An 18594-nucleotide genomic window follows, 5' to 3' on the forward strand; every position below is an offset into this window, starting at 1 on the left:
TCATGGAACCTATTGAAATTGGCTTGATCGTTTCTGGCGGTCTGTTGGTGTTTGTTGTGCTGGGAATGCGGGTGGCTTTTGCCGCCGGTCTTGCCGGTCTTGTCGGCCTTGTCTGGATTTTCTGGGCGAAAAAGGGCTATGATCCTGAGGCCTTTATATGGGCATTGGGGATTGCGGCCAAGATTGCCGGTCAGGTGCCGCATTCCAAGGTGGCAAATCAGGCGTTGTCTCTTATCCCGACATTTATTCTTATCGGTTATCTGGCCTATTACGCCGGATTGACCAAGGCATTGTTTGAGGCTGCAAAACGCTGGATTGCGTGGGTGCCGGGCGGTTTGGCCGTTGCCACTGTTTTTGCAACAGCCGGTTTTGCGGCTGTGTCCGGTGCATCCATTGCGACCTCGGCTGTGTTTGCCCGCATAGCTATCCCTGAAATGTTAAAAATTGGCTATGACAAAAAATTCGCAGCCGGTGTGGTGGCGGCAGGGGGTACACTTGCCTCATTGATCCCGCCTTCGGCCATTCTGGTTATTTATGCGATTATCGTGGAACAGGATGTGGGCAAGTTGTTGCTTGCAGGCTTTATTCCCGGGGCGTTTTCTGCCTTTATCTACGGCGGATTGATCATCGGTATGGCCTTAACGATTAAAGGGTTTGGCCCACCGGTATCCGGTTATACGTGGAAAGAACGTTTTGCGTCTTTGCCCCCGTCGTTACCAATTGTTTTTGTTGTCTTCATCATTGTTGTCTTTATCTACAATCCGTTTGGCGGGGATGCTTGGGGAACACCGACAGAAGGCGGTGCGTTGGGTGCATTCGTTGTGTTCTGCATGGCTGTGTTTAAAGGCATGCGTTGGGCAGAATTGAAAGATGCGTTACTTGAAAGTGCGAAACTGTCTGTGATGATCTTTACGATTATCTGGGGCGTTTTGATTTACGTGCGCTTCCTAGGGTTTGCAGACTTGCCCGGTGCGTTTTCCGATTGGGTGACCTCGCTTGATTATTCCCCCATGCTGATCCTGATTATGATCCTGTTGGCTTATGCCGTACTGGGGATGTTCATGGATGCGATCGGCATGTTGCTGTTGACCCTGCCCGTGGTTTACCCTGCGGTTATGGCATTGAATGGCGGCGAAGCTGTGAGTGCAGCGGAAAGTACATTCGGGATGTCCGGTCCCATGTGTGCGGTCTGGTTCGGTATTCTGGTTGTGAAAATGGCAGAGTTTTGCTTGATTACACCACCGATTGGCTTGAACTGTTTTGTTGTTGCCGGTGTGCGTGATGATCTTACTGTTCAGGATGTTTTCCGTGGTGTGGCACCCTTCTTCGTTGCTGATGCAGTAACCATCGGACTGTTGATTGCCTTCCCGTCTATTGTGATTTGGCTCCCCAGTTTGGCGGGATAGCGAAGATTGTAATCTCCAGCCTGTCTAAATATTTCAGGATGGGTCAGTTCTGTAAAAAAGCCACCTCAATCATTGAGGTGGCTTTTTTGATGGGTTGATGGAAATCCTTATCCTTTGCGGATTTGGTCGAGGAAGCTATCAACCTGTTCGCGTAAGACCGTTGACTGTGATGATAGGGCTTCGGCGGCATCAAGGACGTCTTTGGCGGCCTGACCGTTGCGTTCGGCACTTTGTGAAACTTGTGCCATATCGTTTGAGGCATCTTGTGTGCTGTGGGCGGCTTGTTCCACGTTTGATGCAATCTCCTGTGTTGCAGCACCTTGTTGTTCAACAGCGGCAGCAATAGCAGATGAAACCTCGTTCATATGGTCGATCATCTTTGAAACTTCATCAATGGCATCAACAGCATTTTGTGTTGTCCCTTGAATGGTTGAGATCTGTTGAGATATTTCATCCGTTGCTTTTGCCGTTTGATTGGCAAGGTTCTTTACTTCAGAGGCCACAACAGCAAAGCCTTTGCCGGCTTCGCCTGCGCGGGCGGCTTCAATGGTGGCGTTTAGGGCCAGTAAGTTGGTTTGTTCAGCAATATCTGTGATTAAATTGATCACTTCACCGATCTTATTGGCGGCTTCTGCCAAGTCGCGCATAGTGACATTGGTGGTTTCTGCTTGTGTGGCAGCTTGCGCAGCCATTGTTGAAGATTCAGAAACCTGACGGGCAATTTCGTTGATGGAATTACTGAGTTCTTCTGCTGCAGAAGAAACGGTATGAACGTTGGTCGTGGCGTTGTTTGCTGCGTTGGTTGCGCTTGTTGCACGTTGCTGGTTGGCAGCTGCAATTTCGCTCATATCCCTTGCCGTTGACTGCAATTGGGTAGAAGAGGCGGCAACGGAATTTACAACTTCACCGACTTTATTCTCAAACTCGTTGGCAAGTGTATCTCGTTGTTCTTTTTGTTCTGCAGCCACGCGTTCGCGTTCTAGCGCGCGTTCTTCACTCATGCGTTGGGTATCAATCAGGTTTTGTTTGAAAACGTCCAAGGCACTTGCCATATCGCCAATTTCGTCCTTCTGGTTTTCAGGGATATCGACATCCAGTTCGCCTTTACTTAAACGGGCCATAGCCTGAACCATATTAACGAGAGGTGTGGAAATTTTCTTGGTTGCAAAAATAATTGTCAGCAGGATCAACACAGCTGAGACAACGGCGAGAATACCGTAATTCAGTTTTTCAGTTGCGCTTAATTCATCAATTGCATTTTGCTTTGCACCGATACGGTCTTTATTGGCTTGAATTTTTGTATCGAGTAAAAGTTCCGTCAGAATTGCAGCACTGTGATCAAGGGTATTTTGAATAACGAGTTGGCGTGAGACTTCTTCATAAATGAAATTGCTCGCGGCTTGATCAGCGCGTTGGTTCCCTAAAAAAACAAGGCTGCGTTCGTTGGACTCTGCAAACAGTTTAAAAAGGCGTGGCAGATTATCTGCGGTACGTAACAGATAATTTAAGCGTTTTTGTGCGAGTTCACGCTTTGCGGGGGTCTCGTGCGCGTCAATAGAGGGTTGAATCGCTTTTCCCAATGCGGAGACATCTTGTTGAAGTTGCACAAAGACATTTTCCATTGATGTGCGCATTTCGCGTGTTTTGAAAACGGCAACCTTATCGCGTTGTAAAATGCTGCGTTGATGAAAGTTTGTCAGGGCGGCAAAAGAATTTCGCACCTTCGTCAAGCTGCGTTGTACACTGATGCTGCCTTCCATCAAGTTGTCTGCATTTTCTGCCTTTTGATTGAGGTTGTCCAAGGTGCTTTCAAACAGATTACCTGTTTTAAAGCTGACGCCGAGGTTAAGGGCAGCCATAAAAAGAACCGGTAAAATCCCGAGAAGGATAATTTTTGTTCCCAGTCCCCGTTTGGTTTGTGGGGAGGCTTCCTGTTCAATTGTATCGATTGTTGTTGTTGTCATAATGTCCTCCTTACCACACCATTGCCTGTATCTGGCGATTGACTAATCCAAGTTGGTCAAACACGGTTGTCGGTGTTTGACCGGCGGCGGGTTTAGGCATCATCAGCGGGGTGGTCGCCCCAACGGCAACTTTCATGGAAGAGAGTTCTGCAAGGCAGAAAAGCAGCAATTGCTGCACATCGCTGGGCGTTATATTGCGGGTTTTACGTTTCGGCAGCACAATATCGTTGGGAATTTTATATTCTGGCTTTCGGGTCAGTCCTTTCAATCCCTTCAAGGCATAGTAAGCCAGACTATAGGCATCTGCCGGTTTTTTCCCAATGGAGGGAGAGGGCGGTTCAACGTCTGTTTTTTTATTTGAAGCCGCTGCAACCAGTTTAATTTCTTCGGAAACGGACAGCGCGTTATTAAATACTTCGTTTGGAATGGTGTCGGGGATGCCCAACTGCACAATCATTTCTTGTGCGCGCAACAGGTTTAGATAGACATCTGTTGGTGTTTTACCTTCAACGGCTTTTGCTTGTTTTTTGAAGGGAGGTAAATTGAAAGGTTTGTCAAACTCGGTTAGCTCGCTGAGGATCGTCTGAACCTGAACCAAGACATCGCCGGGCGTGACTTCTTTCACTTCCGGGGCCTTAATTTCAGAGGGTTCTAATCCGTTCACACGTTTAAGAAGCTGGATTTTGGAACGCACGTTCAGGGCTTGTTGCAGCACATGACGGGGTTGACGCTCAGGCAAGTTTGTATCGACATTCATCAAGTTTGGGATGCTTAGGCTTGCATCATGAAGACGTCCAAGCTGTGCGAGAACGTCTTCTGTGACCTGATAGACTTGATTTGGGGTAATTGTCTCGGCATGGCTTGTATGAATGACAAGGCCGTTCACCCATAGGGTGAGAGTGAATATGGCAAGACGATACACGTGGTTACGTATAGGCATCTGAAGACTCCGCTGTTAACGCCCCATTTTATGAGGCTTTCTTTCTTTGTTTTGGAATTAGGTGCCTCTTCGGGCACTCTTTTATCCCTGTTGATGGGGTTAACCCATTCAAATATTTGTCGTTAACAGTACGCTATTTTTTTGTGTGCTTCAAATTGTCTATACGGATAAATACTAATTTATAATAAAATTCGAATTTAACTGAGGGATGAACTCAATATATATATTCCCACAGGATTTGAAACGCAGGGTTTAGGCTTGCTTGGCTTCGATGATTTCACGGCGAATTTTGCGGGTTCGGCTAAACAGTTCTTCCAGTTTGTCACCTTCACCCCATCGAATCGCACGCTGTAAAAACGTTAAATCTTCGCTGAAGCGCTGCAGAATCTCTAAAACGGCTTCTTTATTGTTTAAGAAGACATCGCGCCACATCACAGGGTCTGATGCTGCAATCCGTGTGAAATCGCGGAAGCCGGAAGCTGAAAATTTGATGACTTCCTGCTTTAAATGTTCTCCCAAATCATCAGCTGTTCCCACGATGGTATAAGCAATCAGGTGAGGCAGATGCGAGGTAATAGCCAATACCATATCGTGATGCTGAGCATCCATAATTTCGATTTGAGAGCCTGCGCGTTCCCACAAGGCGCGGACTTTGGCAATGGCGTTTTCATCTGTTCCTGCCGGTGGGGTCAGGATCAACCATCGGCCATCGAAGAGTTCGGCAAACCCGGCTTCCGGACCGGAATGTTCTGTTCCGGCGATCGGGTGTGCGGGTACAAAATGAACACCATCGGGTAGATGCTGGCAGACATCGTGAATGATGGATTGTTTGACAGAGCCAACATCTGTGATAATTGCCCCTTCTTTCAGGCCGGGGGCAAAGGCGGCGGCTACGTCCCCGCAGACGCCGGGAGGTGTGCAAATAATAACAAGATCGGCATCCTTGACCGCAGCAATAAAATCGCAGCTTGCTTCATCGGCAAAACCCAGCTCGACTGCTTTGTCACGATGGGCCTGATTGATGTCGCATACAGTGATGTGAGCAGCACTTCCCGTCTTTTTGACGCTGCGCGCCAAGGAGGACCCGATAAGGCCGATACCGATAAAAGTGATACGATCAAAAAGGATGCCGTCTTTGGACATTGTTATTTACTCATAAATTCGGTTAAAGCGCCCATAAACGCTTTCATTTCATCTTCTGTGCCGATGGAGACACGCAAACAATCCCCCAGACCATAGGCTGCCATCGCACGAACGATGATTCCTTTTGAACGCAGGAATTCATCGGCAGCACGCGAGGAATGCCCCTCTTGATGGGGGAAACGAACAAGGGCGAAGTTGGCGTAACTGGTTGTACAGGTCAGCCCCAGTTTACGGCACTCTTCTTCGGTCCAACGCAGCCATTGGGTGTTGTGTTTGCGGGTTTTGGCAACAAACAAGTCATCATCAAGTGCGGCTTCACCCGCAGCCAAGGCCACAGCCGTCACATTGAACGGGTTACGCGCACGGTTAAGCACATCAGCGATTTCCGCAGACCCGTATGCCCAGCCAAGGCGAATACCACCCAGGCCGTACATTTTCGAGAACGTACGTGTCATGACGGTGTTTTGCGTTTTTTCAACCAGATCAATTCCGGCTTCATAATCGTCTTCAGTCATAAATTCGGCATAGGCCGCATCAATGACAAGCAAGATATCATCGCGCAAACCGTTGCGCAGGCGGGTCATTTCCGTTTTTGGAATGTAGGTGCCTGTCGGGTTATTCGGGTTGGCGACAAAAACAATTTTTGTTTTATCTGTTACAGCAGCCAGCATGGCATCGACATCGGTGGTTAAATCCGTTTCCATTGCGGTAACAGGCGTTGCCCCGGTTGCTTTGGCTGCAATGGGGTACATCAGAAAACCATGGTCGGAATAAAGCACTTCATCACCGGGGCCGGCATAGGCACGGCATAGTAGGCCGAGCAACTCGTCCGAGCCTGCGCCGCAGACGATGCGTTCTGCGTCCAGATGATATTTGGCAGCAAGTTTTTGGCGTAAGGCTGTGCAGCCGCCATCGGGGTAACGATGTTGGGTATCTGCGGCGGCTTTCATCGCCGTAATGGCGCTGGGGGCGGGGCCGAATGGACCTTCGTTGGAGGCCAGCTTGATGATGCGTTCGACACCTTCGATTGCAGATTCACCGCCTTTGTATGGCGTAATGTCCATAATACCTGGACGTGGTGTTAAGATACCCATTTTTCACTTCCCAATTTAGAAATTATGCTTAGGCGAGTTCGTCTGCGCTAAAGGGCACGGCGTAACCGCCCAGCTTTAATATTCCTTTAACAGACGCACCGTTTTTGTCGAGGAACTTTTTAACCTCGCTCGTGTCTTCATGCAGCACACAGTCTGCTTCGATCAGGAAAAGCCATTGATCATGCATGGCCTCATCGTGCCAGTGTCCGTGGACGGAAACATTAAGGTCACTGTCCTGAAAATGCGCTGCAACCGTGCGGATGCTAATTTCCTGATCAAATTCAAGCACTGTATAATATCGTTCATTGTCGGTATGGTCATCGGATGGTAAGCCGATGATCAAGGCCTCTTCATAAGTACCACGGACTTTTTCAGTTTGTGCAACCGGAAGACGGGATAAAATTTGCGGGGTGTTTTCCGCCTGAGAATAAAGGTGGCGCCACCAAGGATCCGAATCGGAAATGGTCGGAACCGGCAACACACCGATTGCCGCATCACCGTTTTTAACCGCACCGATCACACCACGAACCGAGGCATGAGACGTCATCGGTGTTTGCGAACCATATTGATCGCGCGCCAAATCCCAGTAAACGGCCCCCGGTTCCGGCATATAAACAGCCATGGCGAGATGGCCTTGCAGTTTAAGATAGGCCGACATGACCTCGCGCCAGATGCGGACCAAGGCCCCTTTGGGGAAAGGCCCGCTGTGGCGTGCGATTAGGCGGCGCAGGACTTCGGCCTCGCGGCCTGGGCGCAGCTTGATCCCTTCTGCGCCTTTGGCGGCGCGGACTTCTTCGACAACAAGGGCACGTGCCATCAACAGGTCGTGGACGGCATCGTCAATGCGATCAATTTCTTTTCTAAGTTCTGCGAGTCTGTTTTCGGACATCGTGCCTAATCCATGTTGTCGTCTAAATTTGTTGTTAGGAATAATCCGAAAGGGCGCGAAAGGCAAAGAAAACATTGACAGTTTGCCTTTCAAAAGCCTAGCTATCCCATCTATAAAGTACATTTATTTGAAAAAATTGAATCATGAGCATCGCAGATACCGCAAACAATAATCCGTATGAGGACGATTTTCCCACCCAAAAAGCGACTTTGGGTATGGATATGGCCATGCGTTTGGATTGCGGGGCGGAGCTGTCGAATTTCTCGATTGCTTATGAAACCTACGGCACCTTAAATGCGGATAAATCCAACGCTGTTTTGGTTACGCATGCCTTAACCGGGGATCAATTTGTCGCCGGTGTTAATCCGGTAACGGGCAAAGCCGGTTGGTGGTCGATTATGGTTGGACCGGGAAAGCCGATTGATACAGATCGCTATTTTGTCATTTGCACGAATGTGTTGGGGGGCTGCATGGGAACGACCGGGCCTGCTGCGCTAAACCCAGAAACAAACGAGCCGTGGGGCGTTGACTTCCCCGTGATTACCATTGGCGATATGGTGCGTGCACAGGCCTTGTTGCTGGATGATATGGGAATTGAAACGCTGTTCAGTGTCGTCGGTGGGTCAATGGGCGGGATGCAGGCGCTTGAATGGGCGGCGGCTTATCCAACGCGGGTTTTTTCTTGTGTGCCGATTGCAACAGCGGCAACGCATAGTGCACAGAATATTGCCTTTTACGAAGTTGGGCGTCAGGCCATAATGGCAGACCCGGACTGGTGTGACGGGCATTATCTGAAAGAAGGTAAAAAACCGCGCAGCGGCGTTTCGGTTGCACGCATGGCGGCCCATATCACCTATATGTCGGAAGCGGCTTTGACACAAAAATTCGGTCGACGTTTGCAAGATCGTGAAAAAGTAACCTTCGGATTTGAAGCCGATTTCCAAATTGAAAGTTATTTACGCCATCAAGGCAACAGTTTTGTCGAACGTTTCGATGCAAATTCATATTTGTATGTGACACGGGCGATGGATTATTTTGATTTGGCGACCACACATGGCAGCGGCCGTTTAGCCGATGTTTTCAATGGGACAGAAATTCGTTTCTGTGTGGTGTCCTTTTCATCCGATTGGCATTATCTGCCGGAAGAAAGCCGGGTGATCGTGCGTGGCTTAACGGGGGCCGGTGCCAATGTGTCTTATGTGGACGTTGTCAGTGATAAAGGCCATGATGCCTTTTTGCTGGAAGAACCGGCGTTTGAGCGGGTTATGCGCGGATTTTTGGACGATGCGGCACGTAAAAGGGGATTGATTAATGAATAATGCAAAAGCAATTCGTGTCGATCTCCAAATTATTGCCGATATGATTGAACCAGGTGCACGTGTTCTGGATGTCGGGTGCAGCGATGGTCAACTGTTGGAATATCTGGTCAAAGAAAAAGACGTGCGTGGCCGTGGACTGGAAATCAGCCCCAACGGCGTAAATGCGTGTGTTGCCAAGGGATTATCCGTAGTGCAAGGTGATGCTGAGGAAGACCTTGGATATTACCCGGATAACGGTTTTGATTTTGTTATTTTGAGCCAGACGTTACAGGCGACCCATCACCCGGATCAAATTGTCAAAGATTTGCTGCGTTTGGGCAAGCGCGCCATTGTGTCCTTTCCTAATTTTGGCCATTGGCGGGTACGTAGTTATCTGTTCTTTCAGGGGCGTATGCCGGTAAATGATAGCATGCCCTATCAATGGTATAATTCACCTAATACCCATTTCTGCACGATCAAGGATTTTATTGTCATGTGCGATGAGATGGGCGTGACGATCGAACGTTCCATAGCACTGGATGCCGATGGACAGGCGCACCGCATTCGGACCAATTTGTTCTTTGCCAACCTGCTGGGCGAACAGGCTGTTTTCCTGTTACGCAAAGATTAAGATTTTTCTGTATTGTGCGGGTGGTTTTGGCGTGTATGCCAGCTTTCCCGACTGGGCAGGGCGATCATGGTTTTTCGTTTGGTTTTTACGACACGTTGCGGATTGGCGGCATAAATTTGTTTTGTGGCTTCAACCAGACAGACCCCACCCAAACCGGGAAAAAAACGATAACCGATTTTTTCCCAAGCCAAGGCAGACCCCATAATCATGCGTGATTTGGAGGGGGGGATAAACAATGCCGGTTCTGAATGCAGAGGCGTAAACATGGTATCGCGCAACAGACTGTTGATCTGGCGGGGCGAGTAAGGACGGCCCATGCCAAATGGGGTGCGTTCCATACGCGCCCATATCCCTGTACGATTGGGGACCACGATCAAAACTTTGCCGCATCCGTTCAGGACGCGCCAAACCTCGCGCAGAAGGTTGCGTAACTGTTCGGAACATTCAACGGCATGAACGATTAAAACGCGATCAACGCTCAGGTCCGGCAGGGGTAAATCTGCTTCATCGACCAAAGTGGTTAATGATCTGTTTTCGTTGGGCCAGTGTAAAACCCCTTGGCTGGATGGCATAAAGGCAAGAGTGCGGCCCGCATCGCTTTTAAAAAGACCCAGATAAGGGGTTGTATATCCCAACCCCAAAATGGTTGATCCTTTGCAATCAGGCCACATTTCACGGATACGCCGCCGGATCATCCGGCGCGCCACACCGCCAAGGGCGGAGGAATAAAAATCCCTTAAATCAACGGCATCCATCCACATGAAGCAAATCCTGAGCGAGTAAGTCGAGAGAGAGAGAAGTTTAAAGGCAAAAACGTTTACTGTCATCTCTGTCGATAGGTTTTAGACGTGATTGTTGTATCGTCACAAAGACATGATATAGTTTTAACAACATCAAAAATACAAGGGAAGAAAGATGGCTTCACTGCAAATTGAACAAGTTCCCGTCTTATCCGACAACTACGTTTATTTGATTTATGATCCAGCGACACAAGCCTGTGCCTGTGTTGATCCGGCCGAATCTGCACCAGTTAAACGTCGCCTTGATGAGCTGGGTTGGCGTTTGACCCATATTTTGAACACCCATCACCACCATGATCACATTGGGGGCAATCTGACGTTAAAACAGGCGTATGAATGTCAAATCGTCGGGGCGGACAATGATCGTGCGCGCATTGACGGGATTGATATGGGCGTGAAAGATGGTGATGTTTTTGAATTCGGCAGTACGCGTGCCCATGTGTTTGAAGTACCGGGCCATACCCGTGGCCATATTGCGTTTTGGTTTGAAGACGATCATGCCCTTTTCTGTGGGGATACCTTGTTTGCCCTGGGCTGTGGACGTTTGTTTGAAGGAACCCCGGCCCAGATGTGGAACAGCTTGTCCAAATTAAAGCAGTTACCCGATGAAACACGTGTTTATTGCGCACATGAATATACCCAGTCAAACGCACGGTTTGCCCTGACGATTGATCCGAACAACGCGGCCTTAATCAGTCGCGCCCGTGAAATTGACGACCTGCGTGCACAGGGCCAACCAACAATTCCAGCACTGTTGGGCATAGAAAAAGCAACGAACCCTTTTTTACGCCCTGATGAAACCGGGGTGCAAAAGACCTTGGATATGGTGGGAAAAGACAGCGTCGAGGTTTTTGCAGAAATCCGTCACCGAAAAGATAATTTTTAAGTCGTCTCCGTTGAACACTGAAAGGGTCATCCTATGAAAATGCGTTATTCAGCCACATCGCCTTATGTCCGTAAGGCTTTGGTCTGTGCGAAGGAACTGGATTTGATGGACCGTATTGAACTGGAACCGACATTGGTGTGGGATCCGGCTACAGATATTGGCAATGTAAATCCGCTTGGGAAAATTCCGGCACTGACCTTGGATGATGGATATGTTCTTTATGACTCTCCGGTCATTTGTGAATATTTGGATGCGTTGGTGCCGGGCGTTGTATTGTTTCCTACACCGGGCAAGGCGCGTTGGAAGGCACTGCATTTTCAGGCTTTGGGGGATGGTATTTTGGATGCGGGTGTATTGCGCCTGTTGGAAGGCCGTCGTATGGACGGTGAAAAATCACAAGGCTGGATTGATCGTCAAGCGGCCTCTATTCAACGCGGGCTGGATGCGCTGGAACAGGAAATCGACGAGTTGTCCGGCGGGCCATTAACGATTGGCCAAATTACGGTGGCCTGTTGTTTAGGCTGGATTGACTTTCGTTTCCCGGATGACAAAATTCTGTCCACCCGACCAAAGCTGGCGGCATGGTTCGAAGTGTTTTCCGCCCGTCCGTCTATGGTTGAAACGGCCCCGAAAGAATGAGCGAGGCGGATCGTATTATTACCCAGTTAGGTCTGCAACCCCACCCGGAAGGCGGCTATTATGTCGAAACCTTTCGTGATGACCAGGGGGGCGAGCGTGGATCATGTACTGCGATTTATTATCTGTTGAAAGCCGGGGAAAGATCGCATTGGCATCGTGTGGATGCGGTTGAAATCTGGCATTGGTATGCTGGGGCACCTTTGAAGCTTTTTATCAGTCTGGATGAAAAAAAGGTCGACACGGTTGTATTGGGTTCCGATATCTTTAAAGGGGAGCGCCCCCAAGGCGTTGTGCCAAAGGATGCCTGGCAGGCGGCACAAAGCATGGGAGAATGGACTTTAGTTGGCTGTACGGTTTCACCGGCCTTTCAGTTTGAAGGGTTTGAAATGGCCGCGCCAACTTGGCAACCGGGAGATGGATAAATGCAAAGACCGGGTATAACGAGGGAGCGCTTGGTCGGGCTATGTATGCTCGGCGCTTTGCTGTTTAGCCCGGCATTGATTTCTTTGTTTGATCGGGGGGGCAGTACCACGTTTTTTGGCGTGCCTGTCTTGTTGGTCTATCTGTTTGGTGTCTGGGGCGGGTTGATCCTTGTGGCGGCGATTTTGATTATTCGGCGTCATTATGAAATGTTGGACCCCATCGACTTGAACGAGGAGGATTGAGGTGTCCAATACGGCTATTTTCCTCGCCTCTGCATTTTATCTGGCCTTGTTGTTTGCGATTGCCTATTGGGGCGATCGACGGGCAGAACAAGGCCGGAGCCTTTTAAAAAACCCAACTATCTATGCTTTGTCATTGGCGGTTTATTGTACAAGTTGGACCTTTTATGGGTCTGTAGGACGGGCTGCTTCGACAGGGGTTGGGTTTTTACCGATTTATATCGGCCCGACTTTGACTTTTTTACTCGGCTGGTTTGTCATCGGGAAAATTGTGCGCATCAGCCGGAAACACCGCATAACTTCAATTGCTGATTTTGTGTCTTCGCGTTATGGGAAAAGTCATGTCTTGGGCGGGCTTGTCACCATTATCGCGGTGGTGGGGATTATGCCGTATATCTCCATTCAGTTAAAGGCGGTCTGGACCAGTTACAATGTGTTGGTGGGGACGCAACATTTATCGGCCCCGGAAAGCCTGTGGGACGATAAAGCCTTTTATGTCGCGTTGATGATGGCAGCATTTACCATTTTATTTGGGACACGTCATATTGATGCGACCGAACAACATGAAGGCATGGTCACGGCCATCGCCTTTGAATCGATGATCAAGTTGCTGGCCTTTTTGGCGGTCGGTTTTTTTGTCAGTTATTCCATGTTCGACGGTGTGTCTGATATTTATGCACGCGCGGCAGCTCATCAGGATTTATCATCGCTTTTGACCATGAATGCAGTGGAAGGCAACTGGTTTTCCCTGACCTTGTTGGCAATGGTTGTGGTGATTTTCCTTCCGCGTCAGTTTCAGGTGATTGTGGTGGAAAATACGGATGAACGCCATTTGTCACACGCGGTATGGCTCTTTCCGTTGTACCTGTTGTTAATCAATCTGTTTGTGTTACCGATTGCATTGGGGGGATTGCTCTATTTCGATCAGGGCGGTGTTGATGCGGATACCTTTGTCCTTGCCCTACCCTTGGCAGAAGGGCATCCGTGGTTGGCCTTGTTTGTGTTTATCGGGGGGTTATCTGCGGCAACAGGTATGGTGATCGTGGCGGCCATTGCGCTTGCAACGATGATTTGCAATGATCTGGTCATGCCGATCCTGTTGCGCTATTTCAAGGCAAAATTGGAAGCACGCCGCGATATGAGCATGTTGTTGTTGTTCATCCGGCGCATGGCGATCTTGCTGATTTTACTGCTGGGATATCTTTATTATCGCATTATTGGCGAATCTTATGCGTTGGTGACCATTGGGTTGGTATCCTTTGCCGCAGCAGCGCAATTTGCCCCGGTGATTTTAGGCGGTATTTACTGGAAAGGGGGCACGCAGCGTGGGGCTATTGGCGGGTTGCTAGCCGGTTTTTTGGTTTGGGGCTATACGTTGGTCTTGCCCTCGTTTGCCTTGTCCGATTGGTTACCGATTGCCTTTGTCAATCAAGGGCCGTTTGGGATTGAGCTGCTGAAACCTTATAATTTGTTTGGAATGGGAGGGATGGATCATATCTCCCACGCGTTATTCTGGTCGATGATAGCCAATGTCGGGTTTTATATTTTGATTTCCCTGTTTGATCATCCCAGTGCGATTGAACGTATTCAGGCCACCTTGTTTGTAGAGGTGGACCAACAAACAGCGGTAAATCAAAATGTCGGTTTCTGGGGGGCGCAAGTTTCGGTCGATGAATTGCGCGATTTATGTGCGCGCTATATCGGTACAAATGCGACCCAACGTGCTTTTTTTGAACATGCGCAGCGACGCGAAATTGAGGTGGAAACATGGTCTCAGGCCGCGCCCTATACGGTGCGTTTTTGTGAACGGTTGCTTGCCGGTGCGATTGGTTCGGCATCAGCACGTGTCTTGGTGGCTTCTGTTGTGAAAGGCAAAGGGGCGAGTTTGGACGAAATGCTGGAGGTTTTAGACGAAGCTTCTCATGTGATTGAATATTCCCACCAATTGGAACAAAAATCGGATGCATTGGAACAAGCCCGCAATGAACTGCAACAGGCCAATGAACGTTTGATGCAGTTGGATCAGTTGAAAGATGAATTCTTATCTCATGTCGCCCATGAATTACGCACACCCTTGACATCCATTCGGGGCTTTACGGAAATCTTGCATGATAACCCCGATCTGGATATGGAACAGCGACAGAAATTTTTGCAGGTGATGGTCGAAGAAAGCCAACGCCTGACCCGTTTAATCAATCAGGTTCTGGATTTGGCCCGCATTGAGTCCGGACGAGAAACATGGGTTATTACCGAAGTGGAAATGCGCGATGTGATTAAACATGGCGTGGAAACCTTGGCGCAGGAATGTGAGAAAGAAAACGTTGAACTGAATGTGGATGTACCAAAATATCTTTCACTGGTATTGGGGGATAAGGATAAGTTGACGCAAGTGGTGATCAACCTGATTTCCAATGCACAAAAAATCTATAAGGGCAAAGGTGGGCGGATCGATATTCAGCTTGTTGATATGGGCAATCATGTCCGTGTTGCCGTAAAAGATCAAGGCCCCGGCCTGCATGAAGATGAATTGAATTTGGTGTTTGAGAAATTTTATCAGGCCAAGCAAATCGGAACAGGAAATCCAACCGGATCGGGGCTGGGATTGGCCATTTGCCAGCGGATTGTTTCGCATTTGGGGGGACGGATTTGGGTGGAAAGTGAATATGGTCATGGCGCGACTTTCTTTTTCACTGTCCCCTTTTCCGATCGGGCATTGAAGACTTGAGGGGATACGCCTAGGCAATCGCTAACAAAAAAGTGCGGGGTTATATTTGACCCTGCACTTTTGATTCTGTTATGGGAATGTGATTTGTTTTTCCCGTACACGCCCGGGGCGGGCGGCTTGTTCTTCCTGTGCTTCGATCTGTTTCCAGTTATCAAAGTCAACGGGATGGACATTGCGTTCATTTAGTAAAGTATCCAATCCGGCAGGGCCTGTTTTGTCGCTTTCGCCATTAAAGGCGTCAATGGCGATTTTTGCCATTTCCATCGACTCTTTACGGTTGGTTGGGATGGTACCTTGTGGGCCATGTTTACACCAGCCGGCAACGTAAACGCCATCTTCAACGACACCGTCATTATTTTGAACGATGGTTCCGTTCATGGGTAGGCCGGGGATGGGTGCTGTTTCATAACCGATGGCGGAAATAACTGTGGAAACGGAGATATCGAAAGTTTTCCCGGTGCCTTGAACGCGTCCATCGATCAAAGCGGTGCGTTCCAGTCGCAAACCTTCAACACAATCGGTGCCGAGAATTTCAATCGGTTTTGCCCAGAACTGTAAATGTAGTGTTTTTGCTTTACCATCACGGTCTTGTTCACTGAGGCCACGCAAAATCTCCATATTCTTTTCTTTGTTTTTTTGCGATTTGGGGTCTTCTTCTGTGGGGACTTCGGTTAAGTCGTCATTCAGAATAACGGGATGACAATGAGCAAGGTGCCCGAGCTCATTGGCTTCAGATGGGGTGAAGGCTGCTTGAGCAGCACCGCGCCGTCCGATCATATAAAAATCATTGAGTTGTGCTGCGCGAATGGTGTCTTCGGCATGTAGGCACAAGTCGGAACCTTCCATTTCTTCTGCCGATTTTGCCAGAACACGGACAATATCAATGGCAACATTTCCATTACCGATAATGGCCACCCCATTGGGGCCGAGTTTCGTGGCGAGGTTCACAAAATCAGGGTGACCATTATACCAGCCGACAAAGGCACTGGAACCATAAACACCGCTTAAGTCTTCGCCCGTTATTCCCATTTTTCGATCCACGGAGGCACCGATGGCTAAAAAGACGATGTCATATAGGTCTTTTAGCTCATCGTACGTTACATCGCGGCCAACTTCGACATTACCGACAAAACGCACATTGGTGTTTTGCATGGTGCGTTCAAATTGTCGGGTGACGTTTTTGGTGCCTTGATGATCAGGGGCAACACCGGCGCGTACCAGACCAAACGGTGTCTGTAAGCGTTCGATAATGTCGATTTGGCAATCGGGAAGTTTCTTTGAAAAGGTATCGGCGGCGTAAAAGCCACTGGGGCCAGAACCGATGATGGCGATTTTTGCTGTCATAGGGTCAAACTTTCTTGCAGGGGCGGGGAAGACATGCCGTTTTCCAATCCGCCAAATCGGTTAAAGAAATAAGGGCTGGCGTCAGGTAAGGGACCTTCGGCCGTTTCTAACAAGGATTCAAGGTGCCTTTCTGCACTGGGCGCACAAAGGCGATATAGGTTTGCGCATAAGGTGGCAGCGGTGGAACCGGGCCAATCAGCGTGCAGTAAGTCATCAGGTAACATTGGATCGCGCAGCATAATCCGGCGATATTCGTGGATTAAAAGGGTGCGCACGAGGAAACTGCTTTCCGGATCAATGGTGCCTTCTGCACTTAGTGCATGGTAAAGCGGGCGAAAAGCATCCAGAAAATGATTATAATCTTGGGCTAATTGATCCAAATCCCAACTGCTGTGAACCATATTGCGATGGGGGGCGGTGCCGCTGTGACGGTCTGCACGCGCAGCCATTGTCACCACGTTTTCTTCAACATTCATATCCTGAATAATTTGGCGAACCGCCCGAATATCTGCCGCCGGGTGAGCAAATACATTGGGGGCGACGTTACCAAAACCCAACCAGAGGAATTCACGACGCAGTTGATCGCGTTGTTCCTGTGTCAGATTGGATTTGTTTGCAATGACCATCAGCCATTCACCATTCCAGCTGCGATGAGGCGAGGCATAAATGCGTCGGTGAGCCGTTTCAAACCGCCGTCGACCGATCTCGGTCAGTTTGTAGTAGCTACGGCGTCCGATTTGTGTGGCACTGAGCCAATCGTCTTTGGATAGGCGAAAGACGGCAGTACGTACCATGCGTTCGCTTAAACCCAAAGGTTCAACAAGGTTGATCAAACTGCCAAGCCATACTGCCCCACCATGGGGAAGGATGGCGTCGCCGTATACGGTGACCAATAATGATTTGGCACGCAGCGTGGTTTTGTCGCGCAAGTCCAATATGGCATCATGTATTTTTTTATTTTTTATCATGGCAATTCGATTATTCCGTCTTGAAAAGAGAGTTTGTCCGCATCAATTCATAGCATAATGAGGCTGTTCTTTCAGCGTTATCTCTTGAGTGATATAATAGTTACACTTTTTATATGTGTCACCATAAAAAGTGTAACATAATGTAATTTGTATCATTGGAAACAAATTATAAAAAATAAAAAAATATATAAATACATAGAGTAATAAAGGGTTAAGGACTCTTCTTTGGAGAGGGTTTAAAAAGGATTTGACAGGAATTAATATGATACACTATTCTATTAAAAGAATCATTAAATGTGTCATAAGATGATTTTTAGGCGGATAGACGCCAATCTGAATTTGAGATAAACAGTGGAGGAAACTGATGGCTAACTGGAAAACGTACGATAAAGGCGATGAATTGCCTGAAGAGTACAAGAAGCTTTTATTGAATTTGATGAGCTTCCAGGCAGACTCTGAATATGCTGGTGCGCAGCGTGTTGCAGAAAATATGCGTTTTGCACCGCGCCCGGAAGAGGCTTACCGCCTGTCCAAGAAAGTAATGGAAGAAATGGGTCATGGCTATTATGTCTGGAACCTGATGTCTGACTTGGGTGTGGACGTAAATGCACGCTTGCGTGAACTGGTGACGAATCCGAATAACCCAGACCCGCAAAAAGTAACAGTTATTAACGGCTTCCGTAAGGAAAACTGGTCAAAACTGTTTGAATGCTGGGAAGATGTCGCCCTGTTCTCTACCGTGGTAACCCCGGCGGCTGTCGCCTTCCTTGGTCAGTATCGTGAATGTTCTTATTTACCTTGGGCGCGCGTGAATGTGCGTATCCATAAAGAAGAATACGGTCATCTTGCTTTCGGTGTTTGGGCGTCCAAGCGTTGTATTGAATTTGGTGGTGAAGAAACCCGTGAATTCATGCAGAAGCGTATTGAGAAATTTATGAAAGTCGGTCTTGGCTTTTATGGTCGTCCTTCAACAGGGGACAAGCAGTCTGCTATGTTCGACAAATATTACGAATACGGCATTAAAGTGAAAAAACCGGAAGAGTTGCAGGCAGAATATCTGGAACTGCTGGAATCACGTTTGAAAGAAGTGGGGCTGGAAGTGCCGCAAGGTGTGGAAGCCGACTATGACATGCGTGTCGGATATGAAGCGGCGGATCTGGATGATCAAGTGTCCAAGGCTGCTGTCTAAGCAATAACGTAAAATA

The 18594-nt window shown here is 48.6% G+C and carries 17 protein-coding genes; 9 read left to right on the top strand and 8 right to left on the bottom strand.

What is annotated here, in order from left to right:
* The first annotated feature begins 2 nt into the window (after positions 1-2).
* Complete coding sequence (locus tag ACI0FF_RS05275) at positions 3-1406, top strand: TRAP transporter large permease (protein ID WP_419799078.1); 1404 nt, start codon at positions 3-5, stop codon at positions 1404-1406.
* 107 nt (positions 1407-1513) lie between these two features.
* Here ACI0FF_RS05275 and ACI0FF_RS05280 read toward each other — a convergent pair whose 3' ends face one another.
* The 5 genes from ACI0FF_RS05280 to ACI0FF_RS05300 all read right to left on the bottom strand — a co-directional run bounded on the left by ACI0FF_RS05280 (position 1514) and on the right by ACI0FF_RS05300 (position 7436).
* Positions 1514-3370 (bottom strand): methyl-accepting chemotaxis protein, encoded by a 1857-nt coding sequence (locus ACI0FF_RS05280; protein WP_419799079.1) that lies wholly within the window; start codon positions 3368-3370, stop codon positions 1514-1516.
* A gap of 10 nt (positions 3371-3380) precedes the next feature.
* Positions 3381-4310 carry a hypothetical protein gene (locus tag ACI0FF_RS05285; RefSeq protein ID WP_419799080.1) on the bottom strand — a complete coding sequence of 310 codons (930 nt, stop codon included), beginning with the start codon at positions 4308-4310 and terminating at the stop codon, positions 3381-3383.
* A 252-nt stretch (positions 4311-4562) separates the two neighbouring features.
* A complete protein-coding gene (locus ACI0FF_RS05290) occupies positions 4563-5453 on the bottom strand; it encodes a prephenate/arogenate dehydrogenase family protein (RefSeq protein ID WP_419799081.1) in 891 nt (296 codons plus the stop codon).
* Positions 5454-5455: 2 nt separating this feature from the next.
* Positions 5456-6547: a histidinol-phosphate transaminase gene (gene hisC, locus ACI0FF_RS05295; RefSeq protein ID WP_419799082.1), complete on the bottom strand. Its 1092-nt coding sequence runs from the start codon at positions 6545-6547 to the stop codon at positions 5456-5458.
* Between the two features lie 28 nt (positions 6548-6575).
* Positions 6576-7436 (bottom strand): chorismate mutase, encoded by an 861-nt coding sequence (locus tag ACI0FF_RS05300; RefSeq protein WP_419799083.1) that lies wholly within the window; start codon positions 7434-7436, stop codon positions 6576-6578.
* Positions 7437-7579: 143 nt separating this feature from the next.
* On the opposite strand from ACI0FF_RS05300, the gene metX reads away from it, so the two are divergent.
* Entirely contained in the window at positions 7580-8755 is a 1176-nt protein-coding gene (gene metX, locus ACI0FF_RS05305; RefSeq protein ID WP_419799084.1) for a homoserine O-acetyltransferase MetX, read from the top strand.
* Positions 8748-9365, top strand: coding sequence for a methionine biosynthesis protein MetW (gene metW, locus ACI0FF_RS05310; RefSeq protein ID WP_419799085.1), 618 nt, complete (start codon positions 8748-8750; stop codon positions 9363-9365). The genes metX and metW overlap by 8 nt, the downstream gene beginning before the upstream one ends.
* On the opposite strand, the gene ACI0FF_RS05315 is transcribed toward metW, so the two are convergent.
* The gene (locus ACI0FF_RS05315) at positions 9362-10126 is read right to left on the bottom strand and encodes a class I SAM-dependent methyltransferase (protein ID WP_419799086.1); all 765 of its coding nucleotides are present in this window, start codon (positions 10124-10126) and stop codon (positions 9362-9364) included. The two genes, metW and ACI0FF_RS05315, sit on opposite strands and share 4 nt — an antisense overlap.
* A 154-nt stretch (positions 10127-10280) precedes the next feature.
* Here ACI0FF_RS05315 and gloB point away from each other — a divergent pair, with 154 nt between their 5' ends.
* From gloB to ACI0FF_RS05340, 5 genes are read left to right on the top strand one after another with little or no spacing between them, the layout of a single operon-like run.
* Positions 10281-11051: a hydroxyacylglutathione hydrolase gene (gene gloB / locus ACI0FF_RS05320; protein WP_419799087.1), complete on the top strand. Its 771-nt coding sequence runs from the start codon at positions 10281-10283 to the stop codon at positions 11049-11051.
* A gap of 33 nt (positions 11052-11084) precedes the next feature.
* Complete coding sequence (locus ACI0FF_RS05325; protein WP_419799088.1) at positions 11085-11690, top strand: glutathione S-transferase; 606 nt, start codon at positions 11085-11087, stop codon at positions 11688-11690.
* The gene (locus ACI0FF_RS05330) at positions 11687-12112 is read left to right on the top strand and encodes a cupin domain-containing protein (RefSeq protein ID WP_419799089.1); all 426 of its coding nucleotides are present in this window, start codon (positions 11687-11689) and stop codon (positions 12110-12112) included. The genes ACI0FF_RS05325 and ACI0FF_RS05330 overlap by 4 nt, the downstream gene beginning before the upstream one ends.
* Before the next feature lie 45 nt (positions 12113-12157).
* A complete protein-coding gene (locus tag ACI0FF_RS05335) occupies positions 12158-12355 on the top strand; it encodes a hypothetical protein (protein ID WP_419799090.1) in 198 nt (65 codons plus the stop codon).
* A 1-nt stretch (position 12356) separates the two neighbouring features.
* Entirely contained in the window at positions 12357-15077 is a 2721-nt protein-coding gene (locus ACI0FF_RS05340) for an ATP-binding protein (protein WP_419799091.1), read from the top strand.
* Between the two features lie 69 nt (positions 15078-15146).
* On the opposite strand, the gene ACI0FF_RS05345 is transcribed toward ACI0FF_RS05340, so the two are convergent.
* A complete protein-coding gene (locus ACI0FF_RS05345; protein ID WP_419799092.1) occupies positions 15147-16421 on the bottom strand; it encodes an FAD-dependent oxidoreductase in 1275 nt (424 codons plus the stop codon).
* Positions 16418-17389, bottom strand: a complete 972-nt coding sequence (gene paaX / locus ACI0FF_RS05350) for a phenylacetic acid degradation operon negative regulatory protein PaaX (protein ID WP_419799093.1) — start codon at positions 17387-17389, stop codon at positions 16418-16420. The genes ACI0FF_RS05345 and paaX overlap by 4 nt, the downstream gene beginning before the upstream one ends.
* A 364-nt stretch (positions 17390-17753) precedes the next feature.
* On the opposite strand from paaX, the gene ACI0FF_RS05355 reads away from it, so the two are divergent.
* The gene (locus ACI0FF_RS05355) at positions 17754-18578 is read left to right on the top strand and encodes a Phenylacetic acid catabolic protein (RefSeq protein ID WP_419799094.1); all 825 of its coding nucleotides are present in this window, start codon (positions 17754-17756) and stop codon (positions 18576-18578) included.
* The last annotated feature ends 16 nt before the right edge of the window (positions 18579-18594 follow it).

Source organism: Terasakiella sp. 4MB5A, from assembly GCF_050058155.1.
GTDB lineage: Bacteria > Pseudomonadota > Alphaproteobacteria > Rhodospirillales > Terasakiellaceae > Terasakiella > Terasakiella halodenitrificans.